The organism is Dyella japonica (assembly GCF_040545895.1).
Taxonomy (GTDB): domain Bacteria; phylum Pseudomonadota; class Gammaproteobacteria; order Xanthomonadales; family Rhodanobacteraceae; genus Dyella; species Dyella japonica_D.
This window is the reverse complement of record NZ_JBEPMU010000006.1, coordinates 138,462-154,671: the sequence shown is the minus strand read 5'-3', so window position 1 is coordinate 154,671 and position 16,210 is coordinate 138,462. Positions and strand designations below refer to the sequence as shown.

29 protein-coding genes and 1 tRNA gene are annotated in these 16,210 nt (G+C 60.4%); 1 reads left to right on the top strand and 29 read right to left on the bottom strand.

The genetic code is table 11. The annotated features are described in order from the left end of the window. Nucleotides 1-12 precede the first annotated feature (12 nt). From ABIC75_RS18920 to ABIC75_RS18780, 29 genes are all read right to left on the bottom strand, one after another. A complete protein-coding gene (locus tag ABIC75_RS18920) occupies nucleotides 13-1,317 on the bottom strand; it encodes a DUF2213 domain-containing protein (RefSeq protein ID WP_354015455.1) in 1,305 nt (434 codons plus the stop codon). 62 nt (nucleotides 1,318-1,379) lie between these two features. Next, nucleotides 1,380-1,565, bottom strand: coding sequence for a hypothetical protein (locus tag ABIC75_RS18915; protein ID WP_354015454.1), 186 nt, complete (start codon nucleotides 1,563-1,565; stop codon nucleotides 1,380-1,382). Nucleotides 1,566-1,611: 46 nt separating this feature from the next. Continuing rightward, nucleotides 1,612-2,190, bottom strand: a complete 579-nt coding sequence (locus tag ABIC75_RS18910; RefSeq protein ID WP_354015453.1) for a phage head morphogenesis protein — start codon at nucleotides 2,188-2,190, stop codon at nucleotides 1,612-1,614. 79 nt (nucleotides 2,191-2,269) lie between these two features. Continuing rightward, nucleotides 2,270-3,745 (bottom strand): DUF1073 domain-containing protein, encoded by a 1,476-nt coding sequence (locus tag ABIC75_RS18905; RefSeq protein WP_354015452.1) that lies wholly within the window; start codon nucleotides 3,743-3,745, stop codon nucleotides 2,270-2,272. Further along, nucleotides 3,742-5,337 (bottom strand): TerL protein, encoded by a 1,596-nt coding sequence (locus ABIC75_RS18900; RefSeq protein WP_354015451.1) that lies wholly within the window; start codon nucleotides 5,335-5,337, stop codon nucleotides 3,742-3,744. Before ABIC75_RS18900 ends, ABIC75_RS18905 begins: the two co-directional genes overlap by 4 nt. Continuing rightward, the gene (locus ABIC75_RS18895; protein ID WP_354015450.1) at nucleotides 5,337-5,999 is read right to left on the bottom strand and encodes a hypothetical protein; all 663 of its coding nucleotides are present in this window, start codon (nucleotides 5,997-5,999) and stop codon (nucleotides 5,337-5,339) included. The genes ABIC75_RS18900 and ABIC75_RS18895 overlap by 1 nt, the downstream gene beginning before the upstream one ends. Before the next feature lie 3 nt (nucleotides 6,000-6,002). Further along, nucleotides 6,003-6,320, bottom strand: a complete 318-nt coding sequence (gene lysC, locus ABIC75_RS18890; protein WP_354015449.1) for an Rz1-like lysis system protein LysC — start codon at nucleotides 6,318-6,320, stop codon at nucleotides 6,003-6,005. Continuing rightward, nucleotides 6,296-6,703 (bottom strand): hypothetical protein, encoded by a 408-nt coding sequence (locus tag ABIC75_RS18885; RefSeq protein ID WP_354015448.1) that lies wholly within the window; start codon nucleotides 6,701-6,703, stop codon nucleotides 6,296-6,298. Before ABIC75_RS18885 ends, lysC begins: the two co-directional genes overlap by 25 nt. Beyond that, a complete protein-coding gene (locus ABIC75_RS18880; protein WP_354015447.1) occupies nucleotides 6,700-6,969 on the bottom strand; it encodes a hypothetical protein in 270 nt (89 codons plus the stop codon). Before ABIC75_RS18880 ends, ABIC75_RS18885 begins: the two co-directional genes overlap by 4 nt. Then, entirely contained in the window at nucleotides 6,966-7,289 is a 324-nt protein-coding gene (locus ABIC75_RS18875; protein ID WP_354015446.1) for a hypothetical protein, read from the bottom strand. Before ABIC75_RS18875 ends, ABIC75_RS18880 begins: the two co-directional genes overlap by 4 nt. Before the next feature lie 14 nt (nucleotides 7,290-7,303). Next, nucleotides 7,304-7,744, bottom strand: a complete 441-nt coding sequence (locus tag ABIC75_RS18870; protein WP_354015445.1) for a lysozyme — start codon at nucleotides 7,742-7,744, stop codon at nucleotides 7,304-7,306. After that, complete coding sequence (locus ABIC75_RS18865; RefSeq protein ID WP_354015444.1) at nucleotides 7,744-8,034, bottom strand: hypothetical protein; 291 nt, start codon at nucleotides 8,032-8,034, stop codon at nucleotides 7,744-7,746. Before ABIC75_RS18865 ends, ABIC75_RS18870 begins: the two co-directional genes overlap by 1 nt. A gap of 14 nt (nucleotides 8,035-8,048) precedes the next feature. Next, nucleotides 8,049-8,123, bottom strand: a tRNA-Gly gene (locus tag ABIC75_RS18860). 86 nt (nucleotides 8,124-8,209) lie between these two features. Then, the gene (locus ABIC75_RS18855) at nucleotides 8,210-8,662 is read right to left on the bottom strand and encodes a hypothetical protein (RefSeq protein ID WP_354015443.1); all 453 of its coding nucleotides are present in this window, start codon (nucleotides 8,660-8,662) and stop codon (nucleotides 8,210-8,212) included. A gap of 2 nt (nucleotides 8,663-8,664) precedes the next feature. Beyond that, nucleotides 8,665-8,877 (bottom strand): hypothetical protein, encoded by a 213-nt coding sequence (locus tag ABIC75_RS18850; protein WP_354015442.1) that lies wholly within the window; start codon nucleotides 8,875-8,877, stop codon nucleotides 8,665-8,667. A 113-nt stretch (nucleotides 8,878-8,990) separates the two neighbouring features. Next, the gene (locus ABIC75_RS18845) at nucleotides 8,991-9,323 is read right to left on the bottom strand and encodes a hypothetical protein (protein ID WP_354015441.1); all 333 of its coding nucleotides are present in this window, start codon (nucleotides 9,321-9,323) and stop codon (nucleotides 8,991-8,993) included. Further along, nucleotides 9,320-9,637 (bottom strand): nuclease domain-containing protein, encoded by a 318-nt coding sequence (locus ABIC75_RS18840; protein WP_354015440.1) that lies wholly within the window; start codon nucleotides 9,635-9,637, stop codon nucleotides 9,320-9,322. Before ABIC75_RS18840 ends, ABIC75_RS18845 begins: the two co-directional genes overlap by 4 nt. Then, nucleotides 9,638-10,063 (bottom strand): recombination protein NinB, encoded by a 426-nt coding sequence (locus tag ABIC75_RS18835; protein ID WP_354015439.1) that lies wholly within the window; start codon nucleotides 10,061-10,063, stop codon nucleotides 9,638-9,640. Beyond that, entirely contained in the window at nucleotides 10,060-10,773 is a 714-nt protein-coding gene (locus ABIC75_RS18830) for a metallophosphoesterase (RefSeq protein ID WP_354015438.1), read from the bottom strand. The genes ABIC75_RS18835 and ABIC75_RS18830 overlap by 4 nt, the downstream gene beginning before the upstream one ends. Further along, nucleotides 10,770-10,991, bottom strand: a complete 222-nt coding sequence (locus ABIC75_RS18825) for a hypothetical protein (RefSeq protein WP_354015437.1) — start codon at nucleotides 10,989-10,991, stop codon at nucleotides 10,770-10,772. Before ABIC75_RS18825 ends, ABIC75_RS18830 begins: the two co-directional genes overlap by 4 nt. Next, nucleotides 10,988-11,332 carry a hypothetical protein gene (locus tag ABIC75_RS18820; RefSeq protein ID WP_354015436.1) on the bottom strand — a complete coding sequence of 115 codons (345 nt, stop codon included), beginning with the start codon at nucleotides 11,330-11,332 and terminating at the stop codon, nucleotides 10,988-10,990. Before ABIC75_RS18820 ends, ABIC75_RS18825 begins: the two co-directional genes overlap by 4 nt. Continuing rightward, nucleotides 11,329-11,538: a helix-turn-helix domain-containing protein gene (locus ABIC75_RS18815; RefSeq protein WP_354015435.1), complete on the bottom strand. Its 210-nt coding sequence runs from the start codon at nucleotides 11,536-11,538 to the stop codon at nucleotides 11,329-11,331. Before ABIC75_RS18815 ends, ABIC75_RS18820 begins: the two co-directional genes overlap by 4 nt. After that, nucleotides 11,535-12,047, bottom strand: coding sequence for a hypothetical protein (locus tag ABIC75_RS18810; protein ID WP_354015434.1), 513 nt, complete (start codon nucleotides 12,045-12,047; stop codon nucleotides 11,535-11,537). Before ABIC75_RS18810 ends, ABIC75_RS18815 begins: the two co-directional genes overlap by 4 nt. Further along, nucleotides 11,977-12,816, bottom strand: a complete 840-nt coding sequence (locus ABIC75_RS18805) for a YdaU family protein (protein WP_354015433.1) — start codon at nucleotides 12,814-12,816, stop codon at nucleotides 11,977-11,979. Before ABIC75_RS18805 ends, ABIC75_RS18810 begins: the two co-directional genes overlap by 71 nt. Further along, the gene (locus ABIC75_RS18800) at nucleotides 12,813-13,670 is read right to left on the bottom strand and encodes a DNA adenine methylase (protein ID WP_354015432.1); all 858 of its coding nucleotides are present in this window, start codon (nucleotides 13,668-13,670) and stop codon (nucleotides 12,813-12,815) included. Before ABIC75_RS18800 ends, ABIC75_RS18805 begins: the two co-directional genes overlap by 4 nt. Beyond that, a complete protein-coding gene (locus ABIC75_RS18795) occupies nucleotides 13,667-14,029 on the bottom strand; it encodes a winged helix-turn-helix domain-containing protein (RefSeq protein ID WP_354015431.1) in 363 nt (120 codons plus the stop codon). Before ABIC75_RS18795 ends, ABIC75_RS18800 begins: the two co-directional genes overlap by 4 nt. Nucleotides 14,030-14,063: 34 nt before the next feature. After that, nucleotides 14,064-14,258 (bottom strand): hypothetical protein, encoded by a 195-nt coding sequence (locus ABIC75_RS18790; protein ID WP_354015430.1) that lies wholly within the window; start codon nucleotides 14,256-14,258, stop codon nucleotides 14,064-14,066. Between the two features lie 224 nt (nucleotides 14,259-14,482). Continuing rightward, nucleotides 14,483-14,671 carry a hypothetical protein gene (locus ABIC75_RS18785; protein ID WP_354015429.1) on the bottom strand — a complete coding sequence of 63 codons (189 nt, stop codon included), beginning with the start codon at nucleotides 14,669-14,671 and terminating at the stop codon, nucleotides 14,483-14,485. A 311-nt stretch (nucleotides 14,672-14,982) separates the two neighbouring features. Next, the gene (locus tag ABIC75_RS18780) at nucleotides 14,983-15,210 is read right to left on the bottom strand and encodes a transcriptional regulator (RefSeq protein WP_354015428.1); all 228 of its coding nucleotides are present in this window, start codon (nucleotides 15,208-15,210) and stop codon (nucleotides 14,983-14,985) included. Between the two features lie 84 nt (nucleotides 15,211-15,294). Between ABIC75_RS18780 and ABIC75_RS18775 the strand changes: the two genes are divergently transcribed. Continuing rightward, nucleotides 15,295-16,128 carry a LexA family transcriptional regulator gene (locus tag ABIC75_RS18775; protein ID WP_354015427.1) on the top strand — a complete coding sequence of 278 codons (834 nt, stop codon included), beginning with the start codon at nucleotides 15,295-15,297 and terminating at the stop codon, nucleotides 16,126-16,128. The last annotated feature ends 82 nt before the right edge of the window (nucleotides 16,129-16,210 follow it).

Genomic DNA, 16,210 nt, shown 5'->3' with positions numbered 1-16,210 from the left:
GTCGGATAGTCCTCAGCGCTTGGAGTAGAACTCGCGGTTGCGAGCGTTGATGTCGGACACGGACGTCTGGCGGCCGAAATCCTTGGTGGAGAGGCTGGCGCGGTGATTGCCGTCGTTATTCTTGGCGCGCATGACATTGGCCGCACCGATGAACGCGGCGTTGAGAACGGCCAGAGGAAGCTTGCCGAAATCCGCTTTGTGCCCGCCCAGGAACGGCGTGATGGCATCGCGGCCAGCGTCGGTTTGGTAGGCGGCGTCGAGGGCCCTGCGCTGGCACTTGCACAGCCACAGCGCGCGCTGCGCGTCCGTGGTCTTGGCGTCGAACGTCGGGATCTTGGTGCCAGGCGCGAGGATCTCGGCCAGGGCCGGGATGTTCTTGGCGCTGTCGCCCGTGTATAGCTTCACGCCCGCATCGCTCAGCTTGCCCGCGGTCTCGGCTCCGATGACGGTGTCCATGGTTTCGTCACCATCCTCATCGTCGTCTTCGTCGTCACCGTCTTCATCCTTGGCTTCGAGCTTGTCCATGCGCTTGCCAATGTCTTCAAGGGCGTCGAGCACCTTCTTCAGACCATCCTCTGTCTTCTTGTCCTTCTTTTCCTTGTCGTCCTCTTCGGACTCTTCGTCCATGGACTCCGCCTCTTCGGCGATCTTCTCGACCTCGTCGGCGTCCTTGGATTTGAATGCCGCACGGATGCGATCCGCGAACGAGAGCTTCTTCTTGCTTGCCATATCTTCGTCTCCGATTGCGCACCGCGGGCCGCAACGGCCTCGTTCAACCAGTGCGACGTGGTTGCCTAGGATGTTGCGCTGTGCCGCGCGCCCCGGTTGCTGCTGTTCGTAGTCGGCTTCGTAGCCGTTGCTTACTTCTTCGATCCCGTCTTTCTGGATGGCATCAATGGCTTCCCGATCCGTGATGAGGAGATCGGCGAACATGAGGTCATCCTCGATGCCCTCTCCGCGCCGCACGTTGGACATGGTCCCCACGCGGTACTGCTTGATGTTGTCCGGTGTAACGAACTCGTCCGGGTGTCCCAGGGTGACCGGCTTACCCTCGAAGCTCGCGATGGTTTCCGGTCGGAACAGGTCTTCCGGACCGCGCGAGACGCGGATGAGCTTGTCAGGACCGCCGGTGATGGACTCGCCATCTTCGCCGGCGATCTCGCCCTCGGCGTATAGCATCTCGCCGGTGCGCGCCACCGGCACGTCCAGGCATAGCAGATAGCCTTCGGGCGTGAGAGACCGCTTCTCGCCGAGCTTGGCCACGGTGTAGTACCGCGAGCTACCGGCCGAGTTGAAGTCCGTGGTGCGCATCGACATTTCATTCGCCCATAAAAAAGCCCCGCCGAAGCGGGGCCGGTTTTGATTTTCTGAGGCCGTAGTTACGACTTACCAGCCTTGTCGATGATCTCATTGGCAATCCGGACAGCACCAAGGATTACTTCTTTAGTGTGCCCAGTAAGCTCAGCACGATTCGCCGTAGCGTACCCCTCAGGTAGCTGAGCAGCGACTATCTTTGCTGCAATGTCGATCCGCAGCTTCTGAATTTCCGTCAGTCCCTGTGACATCTGCGATCCTCGTCATGTTGGAGACCAAAAACTACCCCCGGTAAGGTCACTCTGGCAACACCGGCTCTGGGTAACACCTGCAGTTGTATATCTGCCCGGCGTGCGTGGTGGTTCCATCGGAAAGCGTCGGTGGGTCATCCCACCTGACGAACTTCCCGTTCATTTGCTTGTGGCTGTGGCGGACATCCGAGTCACCGGAGGTGCGCCATATGTAGCCCTCTGAACCGACATGCTCCGCGCGCGCCTGGGTAAGGGTCGATGCGGTACGTGCCACTTCGGTCCGCGCGATCAAGTTGGCGCGGCTCGTGGCCACCACACCCGATCGCGCGATCTCCTTGGCGAACTCGCTGGCCCGGGTCGAATCCTCTAGGCCCTTGATCGTCAGATCGTGCACGCGCTGAGCCGCCTCCAATGGAAGCGACTTGATCAGCGTGACTTGCTCGGCCAGAAGCGCCTGGAACAGCTCGCCCGTAGGCGCCGTCTGTATCTCCCGCCGAAGCTCGCGCGACATGTCCGCAGCAAGTTCAGCCCAAGACATCCGGTCGCGAGCATCCACCTCCATCAGCATCCGCGTGGCCGTGCGCGTCGCCCAGCCAGTGAGTGCTTCGGAGTACTTCTGCATCATGTCGGTGATCGTCGGCACCGCCGATGGATCACCAGCCGGAAAGGCGTCAATGAGATGCCCGACCTGCGCTGCTACCCGCCTAAGCTGCGCGGCGTACTGGATCTCCGCTTTCCGGCTTCGTACCTTCCCCCGGTTCTTGCGTCGATCCGTCGTCCGGAGCCGCTTCAGTGGGGTCCGGAAGAGCATCTTCAGCCTCGTTGATCAGGTCGTCGGTGACGTTCGTCCAGATGCCAGTGACCTCGCTGGACTGTTTCAGCTCCTGCAGGGCGGTCTTTTGGCTGATCAGGCCGGCGTCGTAGGCATCCAGGACAGCCGCCGTGGTCTTTTGGTTGATGTCCGCCTTGTCGCCATCCGACATCTGCTCGAGCGAATTGAACTCAAACGTGAAATCGTCGGGAGGTGCGATACCCAGTTCTGAGCGACACACAACGTCAAGAAGCTTGGTCACGCCAGGGCGAAGGCGGCGCTCCTGTTTCGATGTGATGCTCTCATGGTACTGCCGCATTTCTCCGTCACCGGTCGAGTTGAGACCGGCCGGCGACTGTCCGAATAGGCGGGTCAGCGGCGTTTCAGCGGCTCCTGATAGCTGCTGCCCAAACTGAAGCAACACATCATCAAGGCCGGCGAACGTGTACTGATGCGCATCGAACTCGTCTTCCGAGTCCAATAGCGTCAGGCCCTCGTTGGACTGGAACCGGCGAATCATGTCGATGTTCTTGGTGAGCGCATCAAGCGCCGGCCCACCCATCGCGATGATCTCGCGCAACCCCTTTACCTTCACCGTACGCAGATGTGCCTTGTAGACCAGCTGCGCGGCTCCCTGCGTTGTGCTGTCGAACGCCAATAGGCGATCAAAAAGCCGCTCAATAACCGACTGCCCCCACAGGTTCTCGGCGATCTTCTGCCAATACGGCAGGTCCACGCCGTCCATACGAATGACGCGGCTGTGGTGAATCCTCTGGCGCTTAAGCGCCATGGAGTCAGCAACCACGTCGTAGAACTTCGGCATGCCCATGTCAGGGCCGTATTCTTCGATCAACAGGTTCAGCGTTGGCTGCACTAGCCATCGATCGAGCACCAGCAGGCCCTTGAACTGCCCCTTACCAATGGAGTCGACGTTCAACGGCGTTTCCATCTTCTGGCCGTCAATGAGCATCACGGCTAGCGATCCGCCATACAGGCGAGCCCACTTCGTGTTATCGCAGAGACGGTCCCAAAGGTGCATCCGCTCGAACGCGGCGATGATCTTGGTCTGCTGCTCGGGCTTGAGCGACGAATTCAGGTCAATGCCTGCGCGCGTCATATCCTCCGCAATGCAGTCGACGACCGCGCCAACAATCCAGCTGGAACGGTACATCGCCTCCATCTGCACGCGGTTGCGGCTGATGAAGTCGAAGCCATATCCACCAGCCGACGACTGGTTGTTCGTGCCGATGCCGACGCGGGCCTCGAAGTTGGCGAAGCTGTCGCCCACAATGAAACGCTTGCCGGAACCGGCTTGCGCCTGCGCCTGAACCTGCGCGGCTTGATGTCGGCGCTGCCGGTTCTTACTCATGCTGCGAGCCTGGTCCAGACGTCCAGCGCACTGGCGCCAGGGTTGAATTTGATCATCACAGCATCAGCCAAGTTCGGCGATCGAGTGCCTTCCGGCGCTTTGTCGATCACGATCTTGCCAACGCCATTGATGGTGTAGGTGGGCTGCGACAGCTCCATGATCAGCTTCTGCAGCAATGGCAGGCGGCTGGAAATGGAGATGATGCTGTCCGGGTCAACGGTCATGCCCTCAACTACGGCGCGATAAGTCTGCTGAAACCGAATACGCAAAGCCCACCAGGACTGTGCCTTACGGTTGGCGAATAGGTCTTTGTTCTTTCGCTTCTGGACCATCTCGCCGTCCGGGTCATGGACTTCTCCCGAACCACGGAATGGCTCGGCGCGTCGCTGCGGTTCACCGCGCTCACGCCGTCCTTCGTTGATCACTCGCGCATCACCTCGCGCCCCGGCGCCAAGACCGTCAGCGTCATAGTCGAACGCCAGATAGTCGTGGGCATCGCAGAGTGCGAACGCTTGCTGCACCGTGCTGAAGATGTCACCACCCTTACCAGACCATTCCTCCAGCACATCCAGGAGGATGCCCTGGCCGCCGGCAAAGGCGTTCTTGTCGATTCCTTCGTCAGCGACGTCGAGCGCGCCGCGGCTCAGCCCCGTAACAGGGATGCCGAGCTTCGTGTGCGCGTCGATCGCTGCCTGCACCCAGGCCGAGGGAATCACCACACCCTCCACTGAGGCGGCGTAATCGATGTCCACTTCCTGTGCCAATGTCACCGGGTCCAGCTTGTTCCGCTGTGCCTCGTACCAGGCTTCATCCTTGCGCGGATCATCGCGCCAGTGAAACGTGAAGACCTTGGTCTTGCCGCTGAACCGTCGATTGGCAAACGAGTTGCCCCGACCATTCGGCGTGGAGATGTCCTGCCGGCAGTTCGTCGTCGCCGATAGCGACGCGTCCACCAGCTGCGGGCGAGCGAGGAAGGCCGACTCGTCCACGATGTAAAAGCTTGACCGGCCGCCGCGGCCAATACCGTCGCCCGCCTCGCCCGTCATGATCGAACCCGTCTCCGGGAACTGGATCTTCATGTACGAGGCGTGGATGCCGCGCTGCCAACCGCCGCGGAACTCCGCAGGCAGACCGGCCAAGAACATGCGTCCCTTCTCGAACAGCGAATCCGGGTCGCCGATGACGTCGACGTATTCCTCTTTGCGCGATCCGCAGCCCACGGTGATCTGTGGACGGAACAGGCAGACCGTGCAAGCCAGCGCCATCGTGAGCCACGACATTCCCATGTCGCGGGTCTTTTCGGTGATGCCGTTTTCCTGCTTGACCCAGCGCTCCAGGAACCACGTCACCCACTCTTCCTGCTTGGGGAAGAGGAGAAACGGGATGGTCGATGGCAGGCCGCGCTCAGGGTTTCGCGGGTCAAACGTCACACCCCAGTCGATGATGAACTGCGCCGGGTTGTCTCGGTAAAACGCCTTCAGTGCAGGCAGCTTGTCGGGCTGCTCGCGGATCCGACGCAACCGTTCCATCCGCCATTCGAAGACCTGGACGTAATCCGGGTTCTTGAAGTCGAAGGGAAACGGGATCGGCATTAACTCGTGCCGGCCATCAGCTCCTGGTAGGCCTTGGCCGCCTCAATGGGATTCGTCGGCATCGCGCCCGGCGGTGGAAGGGTCACTTCCACCTTCTTCGGGTCGGCGATGTTGTAGGCCTCGCGCTCAAGCGTGATGAGCTTGTGCAGCGTGTCGCCCAGGTCTTTCATGGTCTTGGTGCGTCCGGGAAGGCTAGTCACCGCCCGGTAGAGGTCCATCATCTTGTCAGGCAGCGCTACCTGGTCTTCCTCAGTGCCGCCGGACAGCATCTCGGCCACCTTCGCGAAGAGTTCGCGGTCAGCGGTCTGAGCCTCCAGCTCAGCGAGCAATGCCATGGCGAGCGTTCGGGCCCGGCCAATGTCCTTTCGGTGCCCCAGCCTGACCTTGGCAATTACTTCAGCGTTCGCTTCAACCAGTTCGCGTTCCGAGATGGTGTTCTCAGTGCGAACCTGACTGCGAACCTCCGCGGTGCGAACCAGAGCGTCCGCCTTGGCTTTGATCTTGGCGCCAAGGTCGCGCTCCCACCCGTCACGCTTGGCGCGCTTGCGGATGGCGGTATCGGTGACGCCTTGCGTTGAAGCGATCTCACGAATGGAAAGCAGCCCTGCCCGGTACTCCGACTCGATCCGCTCCCAATCGGTTGCCTTCTTGCCCTCAGCCATACATCACTTGCCTAGTGAACGGATCGCGTCCAGCTGCTTGTTGCACTGCGTTAGCGCATCCTTGCGTGCACGGGCCACCCTGACGGCTTCCGACACCGTACGGGACTGCGGCTGCTCGATCGGGCATGCCGTGGTCAGCTCTGCCGGGACAGACACGTACTGCGTCACCGTCTGGGTCACAACCTTAGGCGTCACCGGTGCAACGGGCTTGACCTGTTGGGCGCAGCCGAACTGGGCCAGCAGCACAGCGCACAGGAGAAGCAACAGCAGCGTCCGGATGATCCAGTGCCTGACCATCAGTAATCGCTCAGTGCGGGACATAGCTCCTCCTTCAGCGTGCCTGCGCATGCCGTGGTGGTGGATGCCTGTTTGAACTTGGCCTGCCAAGCGGCTGCATCGGAATGGGCGGCGGCCTTGTCCTTGGCCAGCTGCTCGACAGCCGCCTCGGCCTGACCCTTCTGGATTGCTGCCTTCTGGGCTTCAAGGGCGCTATTCGCGTTCACCTGGGCCAGCGCCTGAGCCGATGCATTCTTCTGGGCGATGGCGTTGTCACGTTCGGTGTGCGCGTTGTCGATCTCGACCTTATCGTCTGCCGCTTGCAACGCGCGGCCGTGGTCAATGACCTTGTCGTACCCATACCAGCCAAGGCCGATCAATAGCAGCAAGAGAAGGCCGTAGGCGTAGAAACGCAGAGGAATCGTCACTTGGCCTCCGGCGCGGGCACGGTCGGCGGAGGATTATCCGGCTGATCGAGATTGGCCTGCTTGACCACCACGGCGACCGTGGCAGCCATACCTGTGAACAGGGATGCGTATCCGAGGCCACCCAGCAGCCACGTCGGCAAGTGGGCGGCCCAATCAGCATGCATGTTGCGGTAAGCGACGTCCGCGCCCTTCAGTGCAGCGGTGGCGATACCAAGGCGGATGCTCCAGAGCTTGTGCCAGAGTCGGGCATGGCTGACGAGTTTCACCGGAGCTTCCTCACCTGTTGCAGCTCATGGATGTCCTGGCTGTTTCGCTCGGTCTGAACTTTGAGCTCTGCCATCTGCCGTGTGAGCCCGGGGACGTCGGAAAGCTGTTGGGACAGTGTCGTCAACTGAGCATTCGTCACTGCCTGAGCGGTGACGACCTTGTTCATCGTCTCGTTCTGAGCCTGCAGGCGACTATCGAAGTTTCGGAACACCCATCCCAAGAGGAAGACGAGTAGCGCCACCACTCCGCCTACGACCAGCTTTTCAACCGGGCCGAGGCGAAGGTGCAGATGACCGTCTTGGGAGTTCTGCAGGTCCATAGGTTCTGGGGCCGTCACGTAGTCACCGAGTCGGATAGAAAGAGAGCCGTCTCGGCAGCCCTTCGCTTTACAAGCCCGGGCATCACCTGCCCTGCCGCCAAGGTCCAGAACTTGAACTGCTGAGCGGCCGCTTGGTAATCGCCGCGGTTGAGTACGCGCAGCAGGGTCGAGTCACGCAGGCGGGCGAAGCCGAGGTTGAACGTGAAATCGGTGAGCGCGTCGAACTGACCTTGCGTCAGCGGAACACTCACCAGCTTCTCTACGTGACCGCCTGCAATGTCCAGGTCATCGGCCAAGAACTGGTTGGCCTGGTCCTCGGTGATGACCTGTCCCATCTGCACTCCGGCCGTGTGGCCATAGCCGATGGTTGGAACGCCACCAACATCGCGGTAGGCCGACAGGCGCAAGCCCTCGGACTCCTTCACGAGGTTGATGGCGTTCTGGCTAGGCAGCATTACTGCGCCGGCTGCTCGGCGGCCGGCGCCGGTGCGGGCTCCAGCGAAGCGGTCTCGGCGTTCAGCTGTTCGATCAGCGCCTGGATGTCGGCGTTGGCCTGCACGACGTTCGGGTCGTCAGGAAGCGCCGCGGACAGCTTGGCCGAGATGGCGGTGAGTTCGTTGGCGACGGCCGTCTTCAGTGCGGCGACGTTGTTGACCAAATCTTCAGATGCGGACATGGTGACTTGCTCCAATTGGGCGATGCGATCCAGCACCGGCTTGAAGAACCAGTGGAGAATCGATCGCATGGGAATTCCAAGGGTGGAGCGAGCCGTGGGACTTGAACCCACATCTTCGGCCTTGGAAGGGCCGCGCCTTGCCGTTAGACCAGGCTCGCGTAAACGAAAAAGCCCCACCAATGGCAGGGCTTTTATATAGGGGTCGAGTTTGACGTTGCCAGAATCTACGGAATCAATTTATAAATCAACAGGCGATGAGATATTCCATCATCGCCACACGTTCGCCCTCGTCGAGCGGCTCATCGAATGGAATCCTAAGCCAAGCCGCCACGTGGATTTTAGCCATCCGAAGGTGCTGGCTATAGCGCGAGTTGTCCATCGACGCGCCAACCTTTCGGACACTGCGGATCTTCTCTTCCCGTGTGTACGAAGTGGCCATGTACTCGCAACGAAGTACACATGCCGGCACGTATCCCTTGTCCTGCGCCTGCAGCGCGCGCACCGCATGCTCTACTTCATCAGCCGATCCGTTGACCTCTAGCCGCGATGGATTGAGGCCTTGCGGCGCGCGTCCGTGATATTTCATCAGGGTGGCAATCGGTGAAATGCCCAGCCAGCCGATGTTTTCATGCCGGCCGCCGCCATATTCCTTGCCCCACTCGGCGAGACGGGCCTCAAGCGTGGTTGCTTTGCGCATGGTCATTTCCCCTTGTTCGCTTCTTTGATGGCACGACGGAGCAAGTTCCGCCGCCGCTTCTGTTCTCGTTCCAGCCTGTCGGCCATGCCCTGCGCGTATGTGGCGCGCTGACGCATCACCTTCGCTTCGTGTTCGAGTTCGTCGTTCGTGAGGGCGCGGACAGCGATGCGGATGGCTGCCGGTTCCGTAGGCGTCTCGCCTGCGCGCGTAACCACGGCTCGCATTCCGCTCTGGCCTCCTGGCTCAGCTTGTCCAGCTCGGCCATCCACTGGTTGCCTGGCAGCTTCAGAATGCGCAGCGCGTGAGCCAAATGGTAATAGACGGGCATTCATGCCGCCTCCGATTCGATCCGCACGCGGACGGCGTATCGCTTGGGCTTGGCAATCTCCTGGGTGTAACGCCATTCGACAGCGGGATCACGGTCATCCACGCCGAGGCGATCCGCGATACCGTCGCGCAGACCCTTGCAGGCACTCTGCAGGTTGTCGCCGTCCAGCATTCGTGGGCCGATGCGCGTGATGGTTACGACGCACGGCACAGCGTGCTTCGGAACTGCAATGGCGGCGCGGCGATGGGCCTTGGTGCGCGCCGCCTTCTGCTGCCAGCACTCGCGGACATTGGCGACAGACACGAGGCGAAGCGGGAGTTCAATCTCGATCATGCCGCGATTCCCTTCACCACGATCAACCCCTTCTCGATCATCCGGCGCTGCGTGCGGACAAGGCCGCGCGCGGCGTAAAACAGGCGCTCGTCGTAGGGATTGGTGCCATTCCTGTTATCGATCCAGTCGTGGCACGCGTTGCAGCCGTAACAGGCGCACAGATCCGTGGCCTTCTGGCCCATGCCGGCGCTCTCGATGATCGGCAGATGGCAAAGGACCGTGGTCGACGGATCGTAGTTGCAGACGCCGGCCACATTGAGCGTGCAATCCTCTCCCTTAGCTGACTTTCGCAGCGGAGTCAGATGAGTGACCATTCAGGCCCTCCTTCCTTCCGACCATGAAACGCCGTGCTCGGCCCCGAAGGCCTGCGCGAGCTCGATCAGCTCGCACATCTCGCCGATGCTCATCTGACTGGTGCGCTGCCCGAGGATCACGAAGCCGCCGTCAACGCCCTGGGCAACGCGCTGGTGACGCTTCAGGCCGGCGCTCAGGACGTGCTTCCAGTCTTCGGGCTCAATGAACTGCATCTTCCCGTCGACCGGCCATTGCACCTGACGCGAGATGTCGGTCAGCACAGCCCACATCTTGTCGTTCTGTTCCAGCGAGCGTGTCGACTTCTTTTCATCGATCCGCACGCGCACCGACTTGCCCTGGGAAAGCATGTCGCAGGCGTAGCGCCAGGCATTCGCCATACGCTCGCGTGCGTGGTCGCTGTCGAGGAATAGGGTTCGGGCGGTCATGCGGCCTCCGCTTGCGCGCTGACGCAATCGGCGATATTGATCAGCGTGAGCGAACGACCAAACACAGCGCCGGTATCGATGTAGACGACATTGCCAAGGCAGAGCGGCTTCTCCACCGGCGTATGACCGACGAACATGGCATGCAAGTCGCTGACCGAAGATGTTGGATACCCAGATTGATGCGCCTGAATACGCGATCGAGACCACAGGGCCACTTCTACAAGCTTGTGACGCTTAGAATTTGACAGGTCGGACTGCATATCGCGAAGGAACCCGTCCCACGATTCACCCCAGATGTCCGCATGAACAAGACCGATGCGGCCAACCGCGTGGTCAATCTCGATGGCGATCGGAAGCGTGTCAAAGACCGCGGCAACCAGCTTTTGCCGATCATCTCCAAGCGATAGAAACCATCCACCGCCATTCCTGAGGTAGTTGTCATGGTCGTGACGTCCTTGGGCGACGCCAATCGCCATTTGCTCATGATTGCCTCGCACAGCGTGGAACCATGGCTGTGCGATCCAGTCGATTGCCTCGTGAGATGACGGGCCACGGTCAACTAGATCGCCAACACTGAATAGACGGTCACAGGACTCGTCGAAGCCGACGGTATCCATGGCTCGGCTCAGGAGATCAAAGCAGCCATGGATATCCCCTACAACGAAGTCCCGACCAACTCGATTGCGTTCGAAGCGCTGGATGATGTTCATCCCCTACTCCCGAGAACCTTCACGCCAACCACGCACAGCACGATGATCGCAATGGCCATAAGGACGGCCACGCGCTGTGCGAACTTCGATGGCCGATTCGGATACTGGTCGTCCCGGCGGCGCATGTGGGCTTCCTCGCATGCGTTGCAGGAATCGCCATACCAGTTCAATTCGCCCTGCGTCAGACGGGCGCGGCAGTGGTGGCAGCGGATGGTCATGCCTTCTCTCCCTTGGCTTTGGAGATGGCGGCTTTGATCTGCTCGATCGCCGCGGCGTGCTTGGGATGGAAATCCTTCAGACCATGGTTGTGCTGGTACACGCCAGCCCACGCCGCGACGAACGCAAGGCTCACTTCGAGCGCATCAAGAAGATCAGGCGCGGCTGCGATCAGACGTGCGTCTTCTGGCTTCACCTCGATATCAGCCATGCCATCGGAGCAACGGATTGCGCTCAGAACGCCGCCGTTCCGTCCACGCTCGGCGGTCAGTCGCTTGACGCTATTGCTTGTCCACCAGCTCCACGGGCCGGGCGTAAAGTCAGTCGAGCCTTTGACGATCATGCTGCGCACCTCATAGGAACAGCACGAGTTCCGCGCGCCGCATGCCAAGCGGATAGCCAGTTGTAGGCAGTCGCGCGTGATACACCGAACTGGCGCATCACGTCGTGGAAGTTGGGAACGATCGGCCTTCCGTCGCACCAATCCGCGAAGCGGATGGCCTGTTCGAATGTGCTGCATACGCCAGCGGTCAGTTCGTAGTTCTTCATGCGGCATTGCCTTCCGGTCCGCTGGGGTGGACAAGGTGTCCATGCAGCTCTGCCATCTCCGCCTTGCACGCGTCGCACACAGGATGTTCACGCGTACCGTTCTCGCAGCAGCGCGGGAAGTCGTCAGTCTTGACTTCGCCGGGCCGCTTGTTGGTCTTCGGCGTGAAGTCGACGTGGAATAGCTTGCCGATCTTGGCCAGCTCTCCCTTGGCAATCCTTTCGGACTCGGCGCTGGTCAGGCGGCGGCTGACATCGATGGCTTCGGGTGCGCGGGCGGGCGGAAGAGCTTCGATCAGGTCGCGCGGAACAGGCCACGTACGCTGCCGGCCAGCCAGGGCGATGAACGCGGCACGGAAGCGCCAAGCGTCCCGCTCGCGGTCGAACTTGCGGCCATGCGTTAGCGTCTCGAACCATGTGGCTACGGTCCCCGGGATCACTTCAGCCGCCGGCTGACGCTCCAATCCGAGCGTAAGCAGTTTCTGAAATCCGGTCAGCAGTTCGTGCTTCATCCAATCCATCTTTCATGCCCTCAAGTGCCATGATTGCGCCCATCGTTTTCCCGTGGGATTGGGCTGGGCCGGCGCGTGCGTTCGGAACGATCAGCCGTGCCGCGCCCTCGGCGTGCCGGCTTCGGGCCGTGGTCATGGCCCATGCAAATGGATTGCGTTTGTTCGTGGCGATCGCTTCAGCAGCGGTATCAGCCAGGGTTTCCGGCGTTACGCCTTCGACCAATGCAGCGAGAAGTTCGGGGTGGCTCGGGTTGGCATGAATGCAACCAGCCTGTTTCATCAGGAGGCACGCCCGCCCTGCATCGGTCGGTGTAGTCCCCTGTGTGCTTGCTTCAGTACTACCTACGGAGTTATTGGGGTTTGGGGTTTGGGGAGCTTTCGCGCTGGGTTCGTTATGGGTTTCATTCTGAAAACCCAGTGGGTTTTCGTTTTGAAACCCAGTGGGTTTTTCCTTGCGCGGCCTTCCGCCAAGCTTTCCGTTCTCTCGGGCGGCATCGATCTTCGGTGCTGCCTTGTGCAATTCCTTCTCGATGCGCTCGTGGATCCACGCATCGCCCTGGCGACAGAAGAACTCCGACAACACATGGTCAACGGCGTCACGCTCGCGCTTCGACTGGCAGCGAGCAATCGTGTAGCGCTTGTCGTGCGGGATGGCACGCTCCTCGGAGTAGTACCAGTCCATCAGGCGCGTGTACGCGCCATCTTGCTCAAGGGTGAGCAAGATAGTCTTGGCCAGGTAGTGAGCCGGGTAGCGGTTGTAGTAGTTCACGCAACGGCCTCAGCAAACAGGCCTTGACGCTGTTCTAGCGCCGCCACGCACGAACTATTGATCCATGCGCATTCGGTCCGCTTGCCTGTGCCACGACCCGCGCTTATCCGGGCCTCTGTTTCATAGCGGGCCCAGCCGCCAAGGCGACGGTTGTACATCTCGGATTGGTATCCAGACAGGACGACCATCCCTTCCAGCTCGAGTACCGCGTCAAGCAGACGCTCGTGATCTGCGTCCGTCATCTCGTGGCGGTAATAGCCAGCCTTCCCGGCATCCAGAACGCGAGTGCTGTGGAGATATGGCGGATCCACAAAGTGCAGGGTGTCTTGGCCATCGTGCTGAAGCATCACCTCGATCGCCGGACGGTTCTCAATCAACACGCCAGCCATGCGCTGGCCAGCGGCCGCAATCGCGGCGGGATACTCGGCCCATAGTTGCTGGGCAGTCCCATAGGCCCGCTTTGAGTCGATACGAAAGCCAGTCTTGCCCTTGCTTGCACCAGCGGAACCAAAGCCCATCTGTGCACGTATGGCAATGCGCCTAGCACGCTCAACCTTGTCCTGCGTCGGCTCCCAGGCTTCATCGAAGTCCGCGCGGGAGTAAGGCGTAAGCACGCAAGACTCAATCAGCTTCGCTCGCAATTCCTGATCGCGGAGCACCTGAAAGAAATTGACCACATCGCCGTCCAGGTCGTTGTAGACCTCGCCATAGGCGCGCGGCTTCTGCAGGAGCACGCCGGCAGCACCGCCGAATGGCTCGACGTATGTCCGGTGCTCGGGGAAGAACTGCATCACCCAGTTGGCCAACCGGAACTTGGCGCCGTGGTAACGCAGAGCCGGACTCGTAACGGTCATGCAGCGGCCTTCATGCTCGGATCAACCGCCCACCAAGTCAGGGCCAGCTTGCCGGTGACGGAACAGGCCCTCTGTTGGCCCTTCACGATGGCGCCCGCGGTCACTGCCTCGGGCAAACGGCGAGCAATCACATAACGGTCTTCGCCAGTCATGGCAGCCAGTTCCATGCTGGTCATGCCAGGGAACTTGCGGACCATATTGATCACCATGGCGATCTGCTGCTGACGACGACCGCTGGCTGTGATCTCGGCGGCGGCACGGTGGCTCGATTCGGGATCATTGGTGCGCGCTATCGGCGTTTCCACCAGGCGCAACGATTGCTCCCTATCCCAGAACACTTCTTGGCGGATCAGACTCATGCTTTTTCTCCTTTCCCCAAGGATGGACGTGCGCTTAGGACTCTGCCGGCGAGAAACCGGGCATAAACGCCGGTTCCGCGTGCAAGGGTGGATAACCGTTCTTCTGTCGCCATTCGCGGGTTCGCATGCGAATGCGCAAAGCCATCTCTTCGTCCACCGTGAAATCGAGCGGCGCGTCTTCGCGCTGCTCGTGCTCGTCCTGGGTGCGGAAGTCGATGACGGTGTGCATTACTTGGGTGCCTTATTGAGGGCCCTTATGGGCGTCACCTGGGCCTGCGTGGATGGCAACAGGAAGCGACGTCGAATCACTTCCTTCGAAAGCTGGAGCGCAGCCTCTTCAACAGAGATGCCGCGCTCGACTGCTACAGCGCGAATGCGCTCGTGTTCCTTCGCGGTCAGGAAGACCGTTGAGTCATCAATCAAAGGGCCTCCCCGGGACCTCGAATGGGTCCTTCAAGCAGCGCGCTTCGTTTCGTTACTCTGTTCGAACATCGCGAGACCCTGGAGAACAAGGTCGCGCAGAAGAACGGCCGGCTGTCGCTTGTTCATTCGCGCCAGTACAGCCACCAGCTCGCGCTCGTCGTCATTGAGGCGAACCTTGATCACCTTGTTACGCAGGTGGGTCGGGTCTTCGTAAGACATGAGTCAATCCTTTGGAGAATCACTTGGCAGTGGGTTTGGGTGGAGCGTTACTACGACAGAGGGTGATAGGCCGGCTCAGCCAGATCCCCCAACAAGGGGAAACCTATGCCCATCACGTTCGCGGAATGGGAAATCACGCCCTCTCGCATGATTTGCCAGGAAGATGTCACTGTGGCCGACAAGCAGTTGACCAAGAACCGGGACGTGCCCCGCCCTGTCCATGGCGCCATCACGCGCGTAGAGGTGTGGAGCTTCCACAGATAGTGGGATCGCTTAGCACAAATGCTGGACTGGCTCTGAGGGCGCATGGGCTAGGCAGCTCTATTGCGATCTTTGGCCATTTCATCCGCGAGAAGCTCCTGCGCGCTAACGCCGGTTTCCTTCTCAATGGACTCGAAATGCCGCGTGGGTATGCGGGCACCGTTACACCACTGCCAGACCAAGCCTTGGCTGACGCCTACCTTGGTTGCAAGCGAGGTTTGTCCACCTGCAAGACGGACTGCCCTGTGAATCGCGCTTTCGTGGTTTTTCCGGGTCATGGCCGGATACTAGCCCAGCTAGTCAGTGGATTACAAGCCCCGCTAGTTGCGGCTCGATGCCTCGGCTAATAGCGTCGCTATTACATGAGCAAAAAACGCCCCCTCAACCCTCAAGAGATCGCCTGCTCGGACTTTCTTAAGAAGGCCATTTCCGAGACTCCGCTGACGCAGCAGCAGATCGCTGACAAGGTTGGCGTGAGCCAGGGACAGCTTTGGCAGTGGGCGAACAGACGATTGCCTGTGCCAGCGCGGCGCGCCCAAGCGTTGGCAGATGCCCTATCGTTTCTTGATCCCGTTGACCCTTCGTCGATAAGTGCAGAGTTCGCCGAGCGCATGAGCGAGATCCGAACCCAGCTGCAGAAGGAAGACGAAGAATGGGCCCTAGCTGAGCTTGAGCACATCCGACGCAATCCTCCACCTTATGACGCACTATTCGACGGTCCTACCCCGCCTACGGCCCAACCGGACGGCGGTCTCTCTGAATCTGAGACACCAGAGGGCTACGTTCGATTCCCGTTGTTGGAAGGTTTTGCCGGCATGGGAAGGGGTGATTACGTGGGTGACTATCCAGAGATCGTGGACTTCGTTGAGGTGACCAGGGAATGGGCCTCTCATCGCCTGCGCGGGGTGCCGCTTGAGGTGGTACGGGTGATTACTGGTCGCGGTGACAGCATGCGCGGTCAATACGATGACGGCGATCTGGTTTTCGTTGACTCACGAACCCGTCAATTTGAGGCAGATGCCGCCTACGTCTATCGATGGAATGGACGCGTCCAGATCAAGCGACTACAACTGGTCGGAAAGGATCTAGTTCGGATCTTGAGCAAGAATTCGGAGTACCCGCCGATCGATGTCCCGCTCGGCGATTTGGAGATCGGTGGGCGCGCCCTGGCCGCATGGACTCTCAAGGAATTTTGATCAATGGGGAGCAATCCATGGTGGCTTCGCTACTGTGCGGGACCAAGGTTCATCAGAAATCCGATTCAACCACCCAGCCGTG